A 14,103-nucleotide genomic window follows, 5' to 3' on the forward strand; every position below is an offset into this window, starting at 1 on the left:
ACTCGCATATTTACTGAAAAAATTGGAGCCTGTATGGCTCCATTTTTCATTTACAAGTGGCAAACTCGGGTTATAGCATATGTCCATAGCTTTTACAAACATTTGTTCTGTTTTCCTGAAAATAGTTTTCCAAAGCCACCCTCCGGGCTTAGAAACGTGCGCCGCCAGGCGCACGCGCAAAAAAGCGGAAAATCTGCCTGTCAGACCTTCCGCTTTTTGTGCCGTCCTGTCATCCTATCTTTTCCTTCAGCACTTCCCTGGCTCTCTCCAGCTGGTTGTCATAGGGATTTTCCGTATTGTAGTAGGCTTCTGCGTCAAATTCGCACTGAATATCCGGTTCAATTCCAATGCCATGGATATTGTTGCCATTTGGTGTAAAATAGCTGCTTATAGTAAGCTTCACCGCAGAGCCGTCGGAAAAAGGAATAATCTGCTGAACGATTCCCTTGCCAAAGGTGGTGGTTCCCACCAGGGTGCCAATGCCATAGTCCTTTATGGCCCCCGCCAGAATCTCTGCCGCGCTGGCAGAATTCATATCCACCAGCACCACAAGAGGAACCTCCAGCTGTCTGGTTCCGTCGCAGGTGTACTCCTCTCTTTCCCCGTATTTATCTTCAGTGTACACAATCAGTCCCTCCGGAAGCAGCATACGCGCCACCTCCACCACAGCGTTGAGGCTCCCCCCCGGATTGGCCCGAAGATCCAAAATCAGTCCCTTCATCCCGGAACCTTTGGCTGTGGCCAAAGCGTCCGCAAACTGGTCTATGGTCACATCGTCAAACTCCACAATCTGAATGTAGGCCGTCTCCTCATCCAGCATCTCAAATTCCACAGTGGGAGATTCCACCCGGCGGCGTGTCACCATAAGCTCCACATAGTCGTCCTCTCCCTCGCGGATAATGGTGAGGGTCACCTGCGTGCCCTCCTCTCCCTTTATCATAGCCACCGCCTCGTCCAGGGACAGCCCATAGGTGGAGACCCCATCCACCTGGTAAATCAGGTCGTTTGCCCGAAGATCAGCCTCCTGGGCAGGGGTTCCCTCAATCACTCCGCTGATCTTCGGCAGAGAGGTGAGTGTGTCCAAAGAAACATAGGCTCCAATGCCATAATAAATTCCTTCCGTCTGCTCCATAATCTGGGCCAGCTCTTCTGCAGAATAATATTCCGAATAAGGGTCGTCCAGCGCTTCCAGCATTCCCCGGTACATCCCTTCCTCCAGGGCATCGTCCTCCACCTCTGACAGATAAAAATACTTCTTCACTGTATCCCCAATGGTCTGCAGCTTGGAGATGGTCTGCTCATCCACAAAGGAGTCTCCGGAAAGGAGCTGTGCCAGCATGGAAGCGCCGTCAGAATCTCTCCCCGCGCCGGCCAGCTGCTGCAGTCTGGTGCCAAGGTAAATTACGCTGAGAATCAAAAGTGCACCAGCCAGTCCTGCAATAACGCCGCTGACAAAAGACCCCTTTTTCCCATTGCCGTCCTCTGGTTTAATACTTCTGTTGTTCATAGAATCCAAGTCATAGTAATTATTGTCTCTGTTATTGTCCATATTTCCGTCGCTTTTTCAGCGCTCCTTCCATACCCGCTTTCTCTACTCACTCAGGTAATTCCACGGCGACACATAGGACCCGTTCAGACGGACGCTGAAATGAAGATGATTGCCCGTAGAACGCCCTGTGCTTCCCACCGCCGCAATGGTTTCCCCTCTCACAACCACATCTCCCTTTGTCACATACAGCGCCGAGGCGTGCATATAAATGGTGTAGAGTCCATCGCCATGGTCTATCATCACATAATTCCCCATGGTGGAGCTGTAGGTAGCTGCCACCACCTGTCCGTCATAAGCTGCATAGATAGCGGTTCCCTTGGGGGACGCAAAATCCACTCCATTATGGAATTGTTCCACGCCCAGCGTAGGGTGGATTCTCATTCCGTAATCGTCCGAAATTCTGGTATAGGAGGCCAGCGGAAACTTAAACATACCGCCGTCATAGCTTAACACAGTGCCGCTGCTTGCCAGAATCTGCTTCTTCTCCTCGGCAATTGCCGCTTCCAGCGCTTCTATTTCCGCATTCTGGGCGGCAAGTTCCGCCTCGTATTCCTTTATGGCCTGCTCCTTATTGGAGATATCGGACTCGTACTCCGTGATGTCCTGATTCTTCTGTGCAATCAGCTCCTCCAGATTAGCCTGTTCCGTCTCCACATTTGTTTTGGCCTGCTCCAGTATCTGCCTATCCAGCTCCAGCTCCTGTTTGCAAAGCTCAATCAGCTGGCGGTTCTCCTTGTACTCCTCCCACATCTGCTTATCATAGGCCACTGTCTTTTCCACATAATCCGCTTTGTTTAAAAAATCTCCAAAGCTCTCTGAGCCGGCCAGAAGCTCCACCACCTGGGGCTGGCCCTTCTCATATATACATCTTATGCGGGCAATCATGGATTCTTTCTGGTTTTCTTCCTTTTCCAGGGCAGCGTCCAGCTCCGCCTGGGTGAGCGTGATCTCCTCCTCCTTGGCGCTGATCTGCTGCCGCAATTCCGTAATGTTATCCTCGATATCGCTTAGGTTTCTGTCCAGTTCCGCCACATAATTTGTCAGATTGGTCTTTTCCGTCTCCAGATTCTCTTTAATCTCCTTCAGGTCACTTAGATTACTCTGAAGGGTTTCCTTTTCCTTCTCAGCCTGCTCAATCTGCTCCTGCTTTTCCTTTATGCTGTCCGAGGTGATGGAGGACATGCTGGTAGCTGATGCCAGCAGCCCGGGCCGGATCGTCAGACCCAAAAGCAATGCAGCCGCCAGACAGAGCAAAATACTTTTTTTCTTCATAGGCGCCTCATATCATTTATACATGAAGATGCTTTCTGACAGTAGTAATACTTCCCAAAAAGCCGATCCCCACGCCCACTCCAAGAGATACCGGCGTCAGAACATGGAAAACCTGCTCCACTGTCAAAAAGTTTAAGAATTGACTCAAAACCGAAAAACGCTCCACCACATAAGACAAGACATAGTTATATAGGCTGTGAATGATCCAAAGAGGCACCGCAGCCCCCACGAGACCAATCAGCATACCCTCCAGCACAAAGGGCGCCCTTACAAAGAAATCCGTAGCCCCGATGTATTTCATAATATTAATCTCCTCCTTGCGGACAGAAATTCCGATGGCTACCGTATTGCTGATCAGGAAAATACTGACTCCCAGCAAAATTATAATAATTCCCACTGACACATAAGCGATCAGCAGATTGACGCCGCTTAGGGTATTGGCGGTGAGCTCGGAATAATTGACCTTTCGTACCTCCGGTATGGATTCCAGCCAGGTCACAAGAGCACTCTGCATGGACACATCACTTAAATACACCTCATAGTTATCCTCACCCTCCAGCGGATTCTCAGGAAAGCCTGCGGAATAATCATCCCCGTAATAATCCGCCGCAAAGGTTTCCCACGCCTCATCGTCGGACACAAACTTTACATCCGACACCTCCATGCGGGCCGCAATCTGCTGCCCGATTTCCTCAATACGCTGATCCGTGGGAAGCTGGTCCTCCGTATGACTTTCGCACTCATCACTCTCGCTGTGGAAAAACACAGTTACGGAAACCCCTTCCTCCGCTGTTCTCAAAATGTTTTGAAAATTTGCCACAATGGCGTAAAACAGGCCAAACAGGAACAGACACGCCGAAATGGTGGCAATGGATGCCAGAGAAAACCATTTGTTTCGGAAAATATTGACAAATCCCTGCTTGATGGTATAAAACAATGTGCTAATCTTCATCAATATAACCGCCCTTCTCCTGATCGCTGACAATAATGCCCTTTTTCATAGTAACCACACGCTTCTGCATGGCATTCACAATCTCTCTGTTGTGGGTGACCACCACCACTGTAGTGCCGCTTTCATTGATTTCCTCCAAAAGCCGCATAATCTCCCAGGAATTTTTAGGGTCCAGATTGCCCGTAGGCTCGTCCGCCAGCAAAATGGAAGGACTGTTCACCAGGGCTCTGGCCAGAGCCACTCTCTGCTGTTCTCCACCGGACAGCTGCCTGGTCTTTGCCTTGTACTTGCCCGCCAGACCTACCGTTGCCAGTATAGCCGGCACATTCCTTCTGATCTCATTCACCGGCGTCTCTATGATTCTCTGTGCAAAGGCCACGTTCTCATAGACGTTTCTGTCGTTTAAAAGACGGAAATCCTGGAACACAATGCCCAGATTCCTTCTGAATTTGGGTATCTGTCTGTGCTTAAGCCTTGCCAGATCATTCCCCATAACATAAACACTGCCGCTGGTTGCAGTAAGCTCCCGCAGCAGAAGTCTGATCAGCGTGGATTTCCCAGAGCCGCTGTCTCCGACTACAAAAACAAACTCTCCCCTTCCAATGCTCAGGGTGATTCCGTTTAACGCCGGGGAGCCCGTAGAATAGGATTTGCTCACATTATCCAAATAAATAATGCCCTTTTCCTCTATCATCTGCTCCCTTTTTCTTCGTAAATATTCCTTATTTGCCATTGGTATGCCGCCTATCTTATGTTTTCTTACAGTATACAACGAAATTAGTATTCAAAGGTTTCCATATATTTCATATATTTTACTACCATCAGGGCGATCTTGAAGGTAATGGCGTCCTCAAACACACGCAGATCCAGGCCGGTGCTTTTCTGCAGCTTATCCAGACGGTACACCAATGTGTTCCGGTGGATGAAAAGCTGTCTGGAGGTCTCCGACACATTCAGGCTGTTTTCAAAAAATTTGTGAATGGTAGTCAGTGTCTCCTCATCAAACTCATCGGGACTCTTCCCCCCGAAAATCTCTCGGATAAACATTTTGCACAGAGGAATGGGAAGCTGGTAAATCAACCGACCGATTCCAAGCTCGCTGTAGGCAATGATGTCCCTCTCATCAAAAAAGATTTTTCCAACGTCCAGCGCCATCTTTGCCTCCTTATAGGAACGGCTTACCTCCTTAATTTCATGAACCACCGTGCCATAGGCGATGCGGATGTCCTTTATGCCCTCCTTCTGCAGGCAGTTTTCCAGCCCTCTGGCCGCTTTTTCAATCTCCCGGCCAAGGTCTCCCTCTGACAGCTCCTTCACCACAATGACATTATTCTCATCCACAGCGGTGACAAAATCTCTGCTGTTTACCCCGAAATAACCCCTGGAAAGCTCCAAAGCATTATTGTCTTTGCCATTTGCAGACTCCACAATCATGACCACCCGGGGAACATCCGCCTGAATGTGCAGCTTCTTAGAACGGCTGTAGATATCCACAAGGAGCAGGTTGTCAAGCAGCAGGTTTTTGATAAAATTATCCTTATCAAAACGCTCCTTATAAGCCACCAGAAGATTCTGTATCTGAAACGCCACCATTTTGCCGATGGTATAAACATCCTCTCCCGTGCCTGCTATCACCAGCACATACTCCAGCTGCTGCTCGTCAAAAATCTTGAAATACTGATATCCCTGTATCTCCTGGGAATCCGCCGGGGATACCGCAAATTCCACCGCAGCCTTGGAGCAGCTGCTCATATCTATGGTAGATGCAACGTCTTTTCCGTCCACATCCATAACGCAAAAATCTACCCGGGCTATGGCCTTGAGTCCGTCGATGGTGTTCTGCAAAATCTGATTTGATATCATAATCCCACTCCTTATTGATTTTGAACGTATAATACAAATGTACAAAAAAATCACCAAAAAAGCAATAGGATTTTATGTAAATTCACAAAAAGGCCAGCCGCATCTGTCTCATGCGGCCAGCCCCTCACAATCATTCCTTTTCGGCAGCGCTCAGATTCTCATGTCTATGTTGGCTCCCAGCTCAGGATACACACTGCGCTCCATTGCTGCAGCGTCAATCATCTCTACAAGCCCGGCGCCCAAAGCCTCGCTGGTATCCATAGCCTTCCCCAGCACCGCCGTACCCACCTTAGCCTGCAGGGAGGTAACTGCCATCTGTGTAGATAAACCTGCAATATCCATACTAACTCCTCACCTTTCCCGCCGTCTGCGGACAATCCGCACAGCAAAACGATTCTGCTCCTTTAGCATATCATATCATAAGAATGGCGTTTTCTGCAATCTCTATTTTTCCCGCCTTCAGCAGATTGCCCACAGCCCGCTTAAACTCGTTTTTGCTCATGCCCGTATTCTGACGGATTATCTCCGGCGAGCTCTTGTCATTGAAGGGAAGCCTTCCTCCCTTTTGCTCCAAAAGGCTTAACAGCTCCTGAGCATCCTTTTCCATTTGAATGTAGGCCTTCTCCCGGATACTCAGCTCCAGCTTGCCATCCTCGTGCACCTTCACCACCCGGGCCTCCACATCCTCGCCCAGCTCCACTCTGCCGTAAAGCTCCTTTTTGGGAATCAGGCCCGAATATTGATTGTCCACCGCCACAAATGCTCCGAAATTGCCGCTGATCTCGTAAACCCGTCCCCTTACTCTGTCATCCTTTTGGTACGGGCTATCCGTGCGCAGATTGGGATATACGTTCATAGTGGCGCAGAGCCGCTTGCTTTTGTCAATATAAAGGGAAACCAGCACCTTATCCCCGGTGTTCACCTTCTTTTTCTGTTCTTTAAAGGGGAGCAGCAGGTCCTTTTCCAATCCCCAGTCCAAAAAGGCGCCTATCCTTCCCGTCTGCACAACCGTAAGCTCCGCCGTCTGCCCCAGCACCAGAGCCGGCTGCCTTGTGGTGGCAATGAGCCTGTCCTGGGAATCCCTGTACAGAAATACCTCAAGGATGTCTCCCACCCTGCTGCCTTCCGGAACCTGCTTTGCAGGCAGAAGCACACGCTCCTCCTGTCCCATTCCTTCTTCGGCCAGATAAACGCCGAAATCCACTTTCTTTACAATCTCAAGCTGCTGCTTTTCTCCCAGTCTCAACATCTGTGTCCCACGGACTCCTTTCTCTGAAACTCCACACAAACATAGGGTCTGTCATCTGCGTCTGCCAGAACCACCACTATTTTGTTCTCTTCACCGGCCACATAGGGATAAAAAATATCGTCTAAAAACGCCTGCTTTTTATATTCTGCCCGAAGCTGGCCCACCGTAAAATCCTCCGGCAGATATTCCATGGCTATGTCCACATACTGCCCGTTGTTCACATGATGATTGGTATCCAGGTTGTGCTTTTTCACCACAATAGGCTCCTTGTGGACGCTCTCCCCCGGAATCTGAATTTTACGGGGCGCATAGTCCATGTCAAGCTTTTCCTCCAAGGCATACGCCTCTATCATTTCCTTAGGCGGCATGGCCGGTTTTTCCGTATCTGTGCACAATAAAGTCCATAGCGAATTGGCACGGGCCAGGTAAGCGCCCTCCGAATCTGTCATGGTAAAATTACGATAGCCCAGAAAACCTTTGAAGGCATAAGGAAAGGTTCCCGTCTGCACCTTCTCACACAATCCCGGATACCGGTCTACCACAATCTGCCAAGAGGACAGCACCCATACCAGATGCCTTTCCCGCAGATAAGATATTCCCATTCCCAGTTCCTCCGACTGAAAGGTGGAACAATCCTGAAAATAGTTTAGGAGGGAAGATAACGTCAGCTTTCCCTCGCTGTCCGTCTCACTGTAGCGGACTCTGCTGTCAAAAGTATACATTTATGCCTCCTGCTTTTTACTGAAACAGCTGCAATAAAATCATGGCAAGCCAGAACAGACAGTAAACTGCCATGCCCGGATTGAGAATCACGGTAGAAAAGCCTTTGCCCCTGGGAATCACCCGTTCATTTCCAGGCAGGGTAAACCGTTTGCGGAACACGATCAGCAAAACCACTCCCGTGATTACGGCGGCAAGAATCAAAATCGCATACACGCCGTAAACCGCCCATCCTGCCAAATGGCTGCTGTAATACTCCATCAGAACCTGGGTGTCCCCGCTTGCAAGCGCCTCCGTAAGTCCCTGCATATCGATGAGCTGCAAGATCAGCACCCCGACGATGCCGCCCAAAAAGTTTATGATCATATGCAGCGCTATGGTAATCTTTAAACTGCCCGTCCTCACATATAAAAACGCCAAAAACAGCCCCAGTCCGAAGGCGTAGACAAATTGATTCAAGTTGCCGTGAAACAGGCCGAACATCAGCCCCGACAACAGAATGGCAACGCCCTGTCCGTACCGCATGGTGCTGTCAATAATCAGCTTGCGGAAAATATATTCCTCAAAAACAGGCGCGCAGATCACCATGTACACAAAGGTAATCACCATATTGCTGGAGGTGGCCACATCCAATATGGTATTCTGCACGGCTCCTCCCTTAAGAAGGCCAATCACCATGGTGACAATATTCCCCAGCAGATTACAGCAAAACATGATAGCATAGCACATGAGAAATGACACCCCAAACTGTCCCGCCGACATGGCGTGGCGCTGAGGAGTCTGCGCCGGAAGCTTCTTTAAAAGCCAGATCAAAAACGGCATTCCCAGCACATACATAGGTATAATTGTCACGAGCAGCGCGATGTCCCCGTTGTTCATCCACTCAGGCTTTACTATTTGAAGGATAAAAGCCGGCAAAAGCTGCACCGCAAAAATTACCAGTGTGCCCAGCATAAAAAATCCTCCAAGCTTTGAAAAGCTTCCCCTGGCCTGCTTAATTGTATCTTCCATAACCCCATTTCTCCCTTCGCATTCTGTCAAATTCACTTTACCAGAACACACTCCCAAGCGCAAGACAATTATGGTTGAAATGCTGCCAGAAATGAAAAACCTCAGCAAGTTTCTCTGCTGAGGTTTTTAAACAGGGCTACAAGGATTCGAACCTTGAAATGACGGAGTCAGAGTCCGTTGCCTTACCGTTTGGCGATAGCCCTATTTTGCGCTACTTGATGTATTATACACGAAGTGTTTTGGTTTTGCAATACCCAATTTAAATTTTTTTAATTTCAGCCATAAGCTGCATAACAAGCAAATCATGCCTGCATGAAGCTGCTTGTTGTGCAGCTTATGAGCAGAGCGTCCTGCAGGCTTCTTTCAGCCTGCAGGACGCTTCCCATAATATTAAACCTCAAAGATCAAATCTCCATAGGTAGGCATGGGCCATACCTTTTTGTCCACCAGCATTTCCAGCTCATCCACGGGTGCCCTCAAGGCGTCCATGGCTGCCCTCACCTGGTCCTTAAAGAAGAACGCAAGCTCCTTCTGGCTCTCAATGCCGCCTGCCGCTGTCACTTTATTCTCCAGCTCCTGCAAAGCCGTCTTAGCCTCTGCCAGCTTCATAGATACCTCGTTTAGCAGCTGTGCCTGAACAGACGCATCCGCTCCCGCCTCCTTTACAGCAATCACAGTATCCGCAAGAGATTTGGTATAACCGATCACCGCAGGAAGAATCTGCTTCTTTGCCATATCGATCATGGTCAGCGCCTCTATGTTTATGGTCTTGGAATAGGTCTCATAGAGCACCTCCTTGCGGGACTCCAGCTCCGCCTTGGTGAAAATGCCGAATTTTTCAAACAGCCTGATGGACTTCTCTGTGGTGAGCGTCTCCACGGCCTCCACCATGGACTTGATGTTGGGGAGTCCTCTTCTCTCTGCTTCCTGCACCCATTCCTCCGAATAGCCGTTGCCGTTGAAAATGATTCTCTGATGCTTGGTCAGATATTCCTTAATCAAGTCATGCACTGCTGCCTCAAAATTTCCAGCCTCCTTGGCAGGCTCCAGAATGTCCGCAGCCTCGCAGAAGGCTTCTGCAACAATAGCGTTCAGTGTAGTGTTTGGACTTGCGATGGAATCCGAGCTTCCCACCATGCGGAATTCGAACTTGTTTCCGGTGAAGGCAAAAGGTGAAGTCCTGTTTCTGTCCGTGGCATCCTTATCCAGATCCGGAAGGGTGGATACACCGGTTGCAAGCTTGCCGCCTTCAATCAAGTGAGCGGCCTCTCCTGTCTCAACCAGCTGCTTCACCACATCCTCAAGCTGTTCTCCCAGAAATACGGAAATGATAGCAGGGGGCGCCTCATTTGCACCCAGTCTGTGGTCATTTCCCACATCCGACGCGCTCTGGCGGAGCAGATCTGCGTGGGTATCCACAGCCTTCAGGATACACGCCAGCACCAGCAGAAACTGAATATTCTCGTTGGGCGTATCACCGGGATCAAGGAGGTTTACCCCATTGTCCGTTCCCAGAGACCAGTTGTTATGTTTTCCTGAGCCGTTCACTCCTGCAAAGGGCTTTTCATTGAGCAGACAGTACATACCATGGCGGCACGCTACTTTTTTCATCGTCTCCATCACCAGCTGATTGTGATCCACCGCAATGTTTGCCGTCTCATAAATGGGAGCAAGCTCATGCTGGGCGGGCGCCACTTCATTGTGCTGGGTCTTGGCGGTAACGCCCAGCTTCCACAGCTCTATGTTTAAATCCTTCATAAAGGAACCGATTCTCTCACGAATGGTGCCGAAATAATGATCCTCCAGCTCCTGTCCCTTTGGCGCCGGAGCTCCAAAAAGCGTGCGGCCTGCAAAAATCAGGTCCTTTCTCTGCAGATATTTCTCTCTGTCCACCAGAAAATACTCCTGCTCAGGTCCTACGCTGGCCGTCACCTTGGTAGCCTGATCATTGCCAAAAAGCCTTACAATACGCACTGCCTGCTGGCTGATGGCCTCCATGGAACGCAGCAGGGGGGTCTTTTTATCCAGGGCCTCTCCCTTATAGGAGCAAAATGCAGTGGGAATACAAAGAATCACGCCAGTAGCGTCTTCCTTCAGAAATGCAGGAGAAGTAATATCCCATGCCGTATAGCCTCTCGCCTCGAAGGTAGCGCGCAGTCCGCCGGAGGGGAAGGAGGAGGCGTCCGGCTCACCCTTGATCAGCTCCTTGCCGGAAAATTCCATAATCATTTTGCCGTCCTCATCGGGATGGGACACAAATGCGTCATGCTTCTCCGCCGTAATGCCGGTTAACGGCTGAAACCAGTGGGTATAATGGGTAGCTCCGTTTTCAACAGCCCAGTCCTTCATGGCCTTAGCCACTACATCGGCGTCCTCCAGGGATAACTCGCCGCCATGCTCCATGACCTTTTTTACCTCTTTGTACACACTCTTGGGAAGTCTCTCCCTCATTTTCCCCAGTGTAAACACTTTGCTGGCAAAAATTTCTTCCACATTTAAAACTTCGCTCATTTTCCCTACTTCCTTTCTCTTTTCATTTCCAATCTCCACCCCCATAGGAAGTCCTGAAGCTGCTCTATACCCGCCTATAAAAAAACGTTCCAAAGTAAACCTGTTACTGTTGGAACATCTTCGTTCTTGGATACCTATGTGTGGAAAGCAAAAGTCAACAGCCTCTGCTTTATTTTTTATTAAGATACCTTAAATTTTAGAAAATTGCAATACCCAAATTTATTTTTCTCACTTTTTGTAAAAAAACAAAGCATTTTTGAGGCTTTGCTGTTCACTTTGTACAATGGGCTTAGCGCAGGCCCTTCTGTACCCGCAGCAGATCAAAGGGCTCCGGCGTATGAGACAGCTTTACCCACAAAAGCTCCCTGGGATGGGGCGCGCTGTCCACCCTTTCTTCCCGGGCGTTGTAAATGGCCTCCACTGTCACAGGCACATTGCTGCCGTCCGGCTTCATAATCTCAATCATATCTCCTGCACAAAACTTATTGCGCTGCTCTATCCTTGCCAGGGAATCCTTCACCTCTTCCACGATCCCAAGATAGGTATATTCGCTCACATAGGTGCTGTTGTCATAAATCTGAGAGGTCTCATCAGGCTTCCCAAAATAAAAGCCCGTGCTGAACTGGCGGTAGGTGCATTTTGCAATTTCCGCCCGGTACCAGTCCATATTTTTTCTGTACTTTTCCTCATCCTCCAGATAATCGTCGATAGCCCTTCTATAGGTTCTTGCCACCACAGCCACATACAAGGCCGTTTTCATGCGTCCCTCAATTTTCAGGCTGTCAATTCCTGCCTCTAAAAGCTCCGGAATATGCTCAATCATGCACAGGTCCTTTGCATTGAACAAAAAGGTGCCCCTCTCATTTTCGTATACAGGCATATACTCTCCGGGCCTTGTCTCCTCCACAACGGCATATTTCCAGCGGCAGGGATGGGTACAGGCGCCCTGATTGGCATCCCTTCCCGTAAAATAATTGCTCAGCAGGCAGCGGCCGGAATAAGAAATGCACATGGCTCCGTGCACAAAGCTCTCAATCTCCATTTCTGCCGGGATATGCTCCCGGATCTCGCGGATTTCCTTCAGAGACAGCTCCCTTGCAGAAACCACCCTTTTTGCTCCCTGGGCCCACCAGAAAAGATAGGTTCCGTAGTTGGTATTATTGGCCTGTGTGGATATATGGATTTCCACCTGGGGCCACACTCTTTTTGCCAGGACAAACATCCCCGGGTCTGAAATAATCAGCGCATCTGCCGGAAACGGCTTCATGTCCCTAAGCTCCCTGAAATATTCCTCTGCAGACTCCAGATCATCATTATGGGCCAGAATATTGGCCGTCACATAAACCTTAACCCTATGTCTGTGGGCAAATGCAATTCCCTCCGCCATATCCTCCATGGAAAAATTCTTTGCCTTTGCCCGCAGTCCAAAAGCCTCTCCACCGATATAGACTGCGTCCGCTCCGAATCTCACCGCTGTTTTCAGCACCTCTAAGCTGCTGGCAGGAACCAGAAGCTCCGGTTTTTTTCTCGTCATTTTTTCCTCATTTCCGCGCCGCCTTGTCTGCGCTCTTTCTTACAATCTGGTGCTTAAGGTCACACCGTCTCCCACCGGAAGGATCACCGTCTCAAGCTGCGGGTGATGCTTAAGCTGATAAAGGTATTCCCGCATCCGGGCATGAATGGTCCGGTTTCGTCTGGTCACTGCAAACCGGGATTCCGCCACATCCCCCTCCTGCAGCACATTGTCTGAAATCAAAAGTCCGCCCGGCTTTAACAGCCGCAAAATCTCCGGCAGAAAATGAATGTATTGTCCCTTTGCCGCGTCCATAAAAATCAGATCAAAGCCTCCCTCCAGGGCAGGCAGAAGCTCCATGGCGTCCCCCTCCAGCAGCTTTATTCGATCCTCCCTGCCGGCCCTTCGAAAATTCTCTCTGGCCACAGGAATCCGTTTCTCATATTTTTCTATGGTGGTTATTGCACAGTCCGAAGGCGCATATTCGCTCATCAAAAGCGCAGAAAAGCCGATGGCTGTCCCGACCTCCAGGATGCTCCTCGGCTTTGCGTACGCGAGAATAAACTTCAAAAGACTCTGCATAGATTTGCGGATGACAGGCACCTGCTCCCTTACAGCATATTTTTCGATCTCATCCAAAAAGGCCGGGTTGCCCCGGTCCAGGGAGTCAATAAAGGCCGTCATTCTTTCATTTACGATCATATCCTCTCCTTATGAGGCGTCCCCTTCCTCCTGGTCAGAGGCCATAACCTCCATCATCTCCTCCGCCGTCATGGAGGTGCTCAGCTCATACTCTCCCGGCTTCACATCCCTGCGAAATTCCGAGAAATAGTATTGGAGCGTAAATAAGGTTGCATCCTCCACCAGTCCCTTGGTCTGAAAGAGCTCTCCTATATCCGCCGGGGACATATCCTCCGTAATGGTCACCGTGACGCTTCTGCCCTCTCCCGAGGAAACGGCCGGCTCCGTAAAAATACGGTAACCGTAGTCATAGCACACCGACGCTCCTCTGTAGATTAGAAAAATCACCACTACAGCCGCCGCTGCCTTTAGAACCGCCCCCATCACCGCCCCAACTAAATTACCTGAGTTCATTCCCATCCCTTTCCTTTTCTCTACTCAAAATGGACTGCTTCCGTAATACGGATGTTGATTCTCTGTATCATTCTGCAGAAAGCCAGCTCCGCAGCCAGAAAGTCCGCAACCAGAGGGATCTCTCTGAAATCCTCATATTCTCTTTCAAACTGGTCTATCATTTCAAACGCAGTGTCTTCCCTTGTCTGCATCAGATAATTGCGGCGCCTGTACTCGTCTATCTGCGCCTTCAGTTCCGGATACTGCTTCACCTTGTTTCGCTGTGCATCGTATTCCTTATACTCATCCGTCTCCATAATCACAGCAATAAAGTCTTCCACTGCGCGGTCAATTTTGCTCATATTGTACTCTTACTCCAGCTAATTTGC

At 49.5% G+C, this 14,103-nt stretch carries 14 protein-coding genes and 1 tRNA gene; all 15 read right to left on the reverse strand.

From position 1 onward, the window contains the following. Positions 1–229: 229 nt before the first annotated feature. The 15 genes from SHK35_RS06065 to SHK35_RS06135 all read right to left on the reverse strand — a co-directional run bounded on the left by SHK35_RS06065 (position 230) and on the right by SHK35_RS06135 (position 14,076). Positions 230–1,549: a S41 family peptidase gene (locus SHK35_RS06065; protein ID WP_318709083.1), complete on the reverse strand. Its 1,320-nt coding sequence runs from the start codon at positions 1,547–1,549 to the stop codon at positions 230–232. A 42-nt stretch (positions 1,550–1,591) separates the two neighbouring features. Beyond that, positions 1,592–2,821 (reverse strand): murein hydrolase activator EnvC family protein, encoded by a 1,230-nt coding sequence (locus tag SHK35_RS06070; protein ID WP_318709084.1) that lies wholly within the window; start codon positions 2,819–2,821, stop codon positions 1,592–1,594. 16 nt (positions 2,822–2,837) lie between these two features. Further along, positions 2,838–3,773, reverse strand: a complete 936-nt coding sequence (gene ftsX / locus SHK35_RS06075) for a permease-like cell division protein FtsX (protein WP_318709085.1) — start codon at positions 3,771–3,773, stop codon at positions 2,838–2,840. Continuing rightward, positions 3,763–4,449: a cell division ATP-binding protein FtsE gene (gene ftsE, locus SHK35_RS06080; protein ID WP_318702834.1), complete on the reverse strand. Its 687-nt coding sequence runs from the start codon at positions 4,447–4,449 to the stop codon at positions 3,763–3,765. Before ftsE ends, ftsX begins: the two co-directional genes overlap by 11 nt. Before the next feature lie 101 nt (positions 4,450–4,550). Beyond that, complete coding sequence (locus SHK35_RS06085) at positions 4,551–5,636, reverse strand: PucR family transcriptional regulator (protein WP_318709087.1); 1,086 nt, start codon at positions 5,634–5,636, stop codon at positions 4,551–4,553. A gap of 150 nt (positions 5,637–5,786) precedes the next feature. Continuing rightward, positions 5,787–5,978 carry a YjfB family protein gene (locus SHK35_RS06090; RefSeq protein ID WP_318702740.1) on the reverse strand — a complete coding sequence of 64 codons (192 nt, stop codon included), beginning with the start codon at positions 5,976–5,978 and terminating at the stop codon, positions 5,787–5,789. A 70-nt stretch (positions 5,979–6,048) separates the two neighbouring features. Beyond that, complete coding sequence (locus tag SHK35_RS06095; protein WP_318702739.1) at positions 6,049–6,885, reverse strand: CvfB family protein; 837 nt, start codon at positions 6,883–6,885, stop codon at positions 6,049–6,051. Then, a complete protein-coding gene (locus tag SHK35_RS06100) occupies positions 6,879–7,607 on the reverse strand; it encodes an acyl-[acyl-carrier-protein] thioesterase (RefSeq protein WP_318709089.1) in 729 nt (242 codons plus the stop codon). Before SHK35_RS06100 ends, SHK35_RS06095 begins: the two co-directional genes overlap by 7 nt. Positions 7,608–7,623: 16 nt before the next feature. Beyond that, positions 7,624–8,616 carry a CPBP family intramembrane glutamic endopeptidase gene (locus tag SHK35_RS06105; protein WP_318702737.1) on the reverse strand — a complete coding sequence of 331 codons (993 nt, stop codon included), beginning with the start codon at positions 8,614–8,616 and terminating at the stop codon, positions 7,624–7,626. 131 nt (positions 8,617–8,747) lie between these two features. Beyond that, positions 8,748–8,819, reverse strand: a tRNA-Gln gene (locus SHK35_RS06110). 187 nt (positions 8,820–9,006) lie between these two features. Beyond that, the gene (locus SHK35_RS06115) at positions 9,007–11,127 is read right to left on the reverse strand and encodes a glutamine synthetase III family protein (RefSeq protein WP_318709091.1); all 2,121 of its coding nucleotides are present in this window, start codon (positions 11,125–11,127) and stop codon (positions 9,007–9,009) included. A gap of 289 nt (positions 11,128–11,416) precedes the next feature. Beyond that, positions 11,417–12,661, reverse strand: a complete 1,245-nt coding sequence (locus tag SHK35_RS06120) for a peptidase U32 family protein (protein WP_318702735.1) — start codon at positions 12,659–12,661, stop codon at positions 11,417–11,419. A 39-nt stretch (positions 12,662–12,700) separates the two neighbouring features. Further along, a complete protein-coding gene (locus tag SHK35_RS06125) occupies positions 12,701–13,342 on the reverse strand; it encodes an O-methyltransferase (RefSeq protein WP_318709093.1) in 642 nt (213 codons plus the stop codon). 9 nt (positions 13,343–13,351) lie between these two features. Then, positions 13,352–13,735, reverse strand: a complete 384-nt coding sequence (locus tag SHK35_RS06130; protein WP_318702733.1) for an endolytic transglycosylase MltG — start codon at positions 13,733–13,735, stop codon at positions 13,352–13,354. A 20-nt stretch (positions 13,736–13,755) separates the two neighbouring features. After that, on the reverse strand, positions 13,756–14,076 hold the full coding sequence (locus SHK35_RS06135) for a YlbF family regulator (RefSeq protein ID WP_318709094.1): 321 nt from the start codon (positions 14,074–14,076) through the stop codon (positions 13,756–13,758). Positions 14,077–14,103 lie beyond the last annotated feature (27 nt).

It is taken from the genome of Candidatus Acetatifactor stercoripullorum, from assembly GCF_944382095.1.
Taxonomy (GTDB): Bacteria; Bacillota; Clostridia; order Lachnospirales; family Lachnospiraceae; genus Acetatifactor; species Acetatifactor stercoripullorum.

Excerpts from the sequence above, each read along its gene's own strand:
- SHK35_RS06065 (WP_318709083.1), bottom strand. The coding sequence starts at position 1,549 with ATGGACAATAACAGAGACAATAATTACTATGACTTGGATTCTATGAAC.
- SHK35_RS06070 (WP_318709084.1), bottom strand. The coding sequence starts at position 2,821 with ATGAAGAAAAAAAGTATTTTGCTCTGTCTGGCGGCTGCATTGCTTTTG.
- ftsX (WP_318709085.1), bottom strand. The coding sequence starts at position 3,773 with ATGAAGATTAGCACATTGTTTTATACCATCAAGCAGGGATTTGTCAAT.
- SHK35_RS06085 (WP_318709087.1), bottom strand. The coding sequence starts at position 5,636 with ATGATATCAAATCAGATTTTGCAGAACACCATCGACGGACTCAAGGCC.
- SHK35_RS06090 (WP_318702740.1), bottom strand. The coding sequence starts at position 5,978 with ATGGATATTGCAGGTTTATCTACACAGATGGCAGTTACCTCCCTGCAG.
- SHK35_RS06095 (WP_318702739.1), bottom strand. The coding sequence starts at position 6,885 with ATGTTGAGACTGGGAGAAAAGCAGCAGCTTGAGATTGTAAAGAAAGTG.
- SHK35_RS06100 (WP_318709089.1), bottom strand. The coding sequence starts at position 7,607 with ATGTATACTTTTGACAGCAGAGTCCGCTACAGTGAGACGGACAGCGAG.
- SHK35_RS06105 (WP_318702737.1), bottom strand. The coding sequence starts at position 8,616 with ATGGAAGATACAATTAAGCAGGCCAGGGGAAGCTTTTCAAAGCTTGGA.
- SHK35_RS06115 (WP_318709091.1), bottom strand. The coding sequence starts at position 11,127 with ATGAGCGAAGTTTTAAATGTGGAAGAAATTTTTGCCAGCAAAGTGTTT.
- SHK35_RS06120 (WP_318702735.1), bottom strand. The coding sequence starts at position 12,661 with ATGACGAGAAAAAAACCGGAGCTTCTGGTTCCTGCCAGCAGCTTAGAG.
- SHK35_RS06125 (WP_318709093.1), bottom strand. The coding sequence starts at position 13,342 with ATGATCGTAAATGAAAGAATGACGGCCTTTATTGACTCCCTGGACCGG.
- SHK35_RS06130 (WP_318702733.1), bottom strand. The coding sequence starts at position 13,735 with ATGAACTCAGGTAATTTAGTTGGGGCGGTGATGGGGGCGGTTCTAAAG.
- SHK35_RS06135 (WP_318709094.1), bottom strand. The coding sequence starts at position 14,076 with ATGAGCAAAATTGACCGCGCAGTGGAAGACTTTATTGCTGTGATTATG.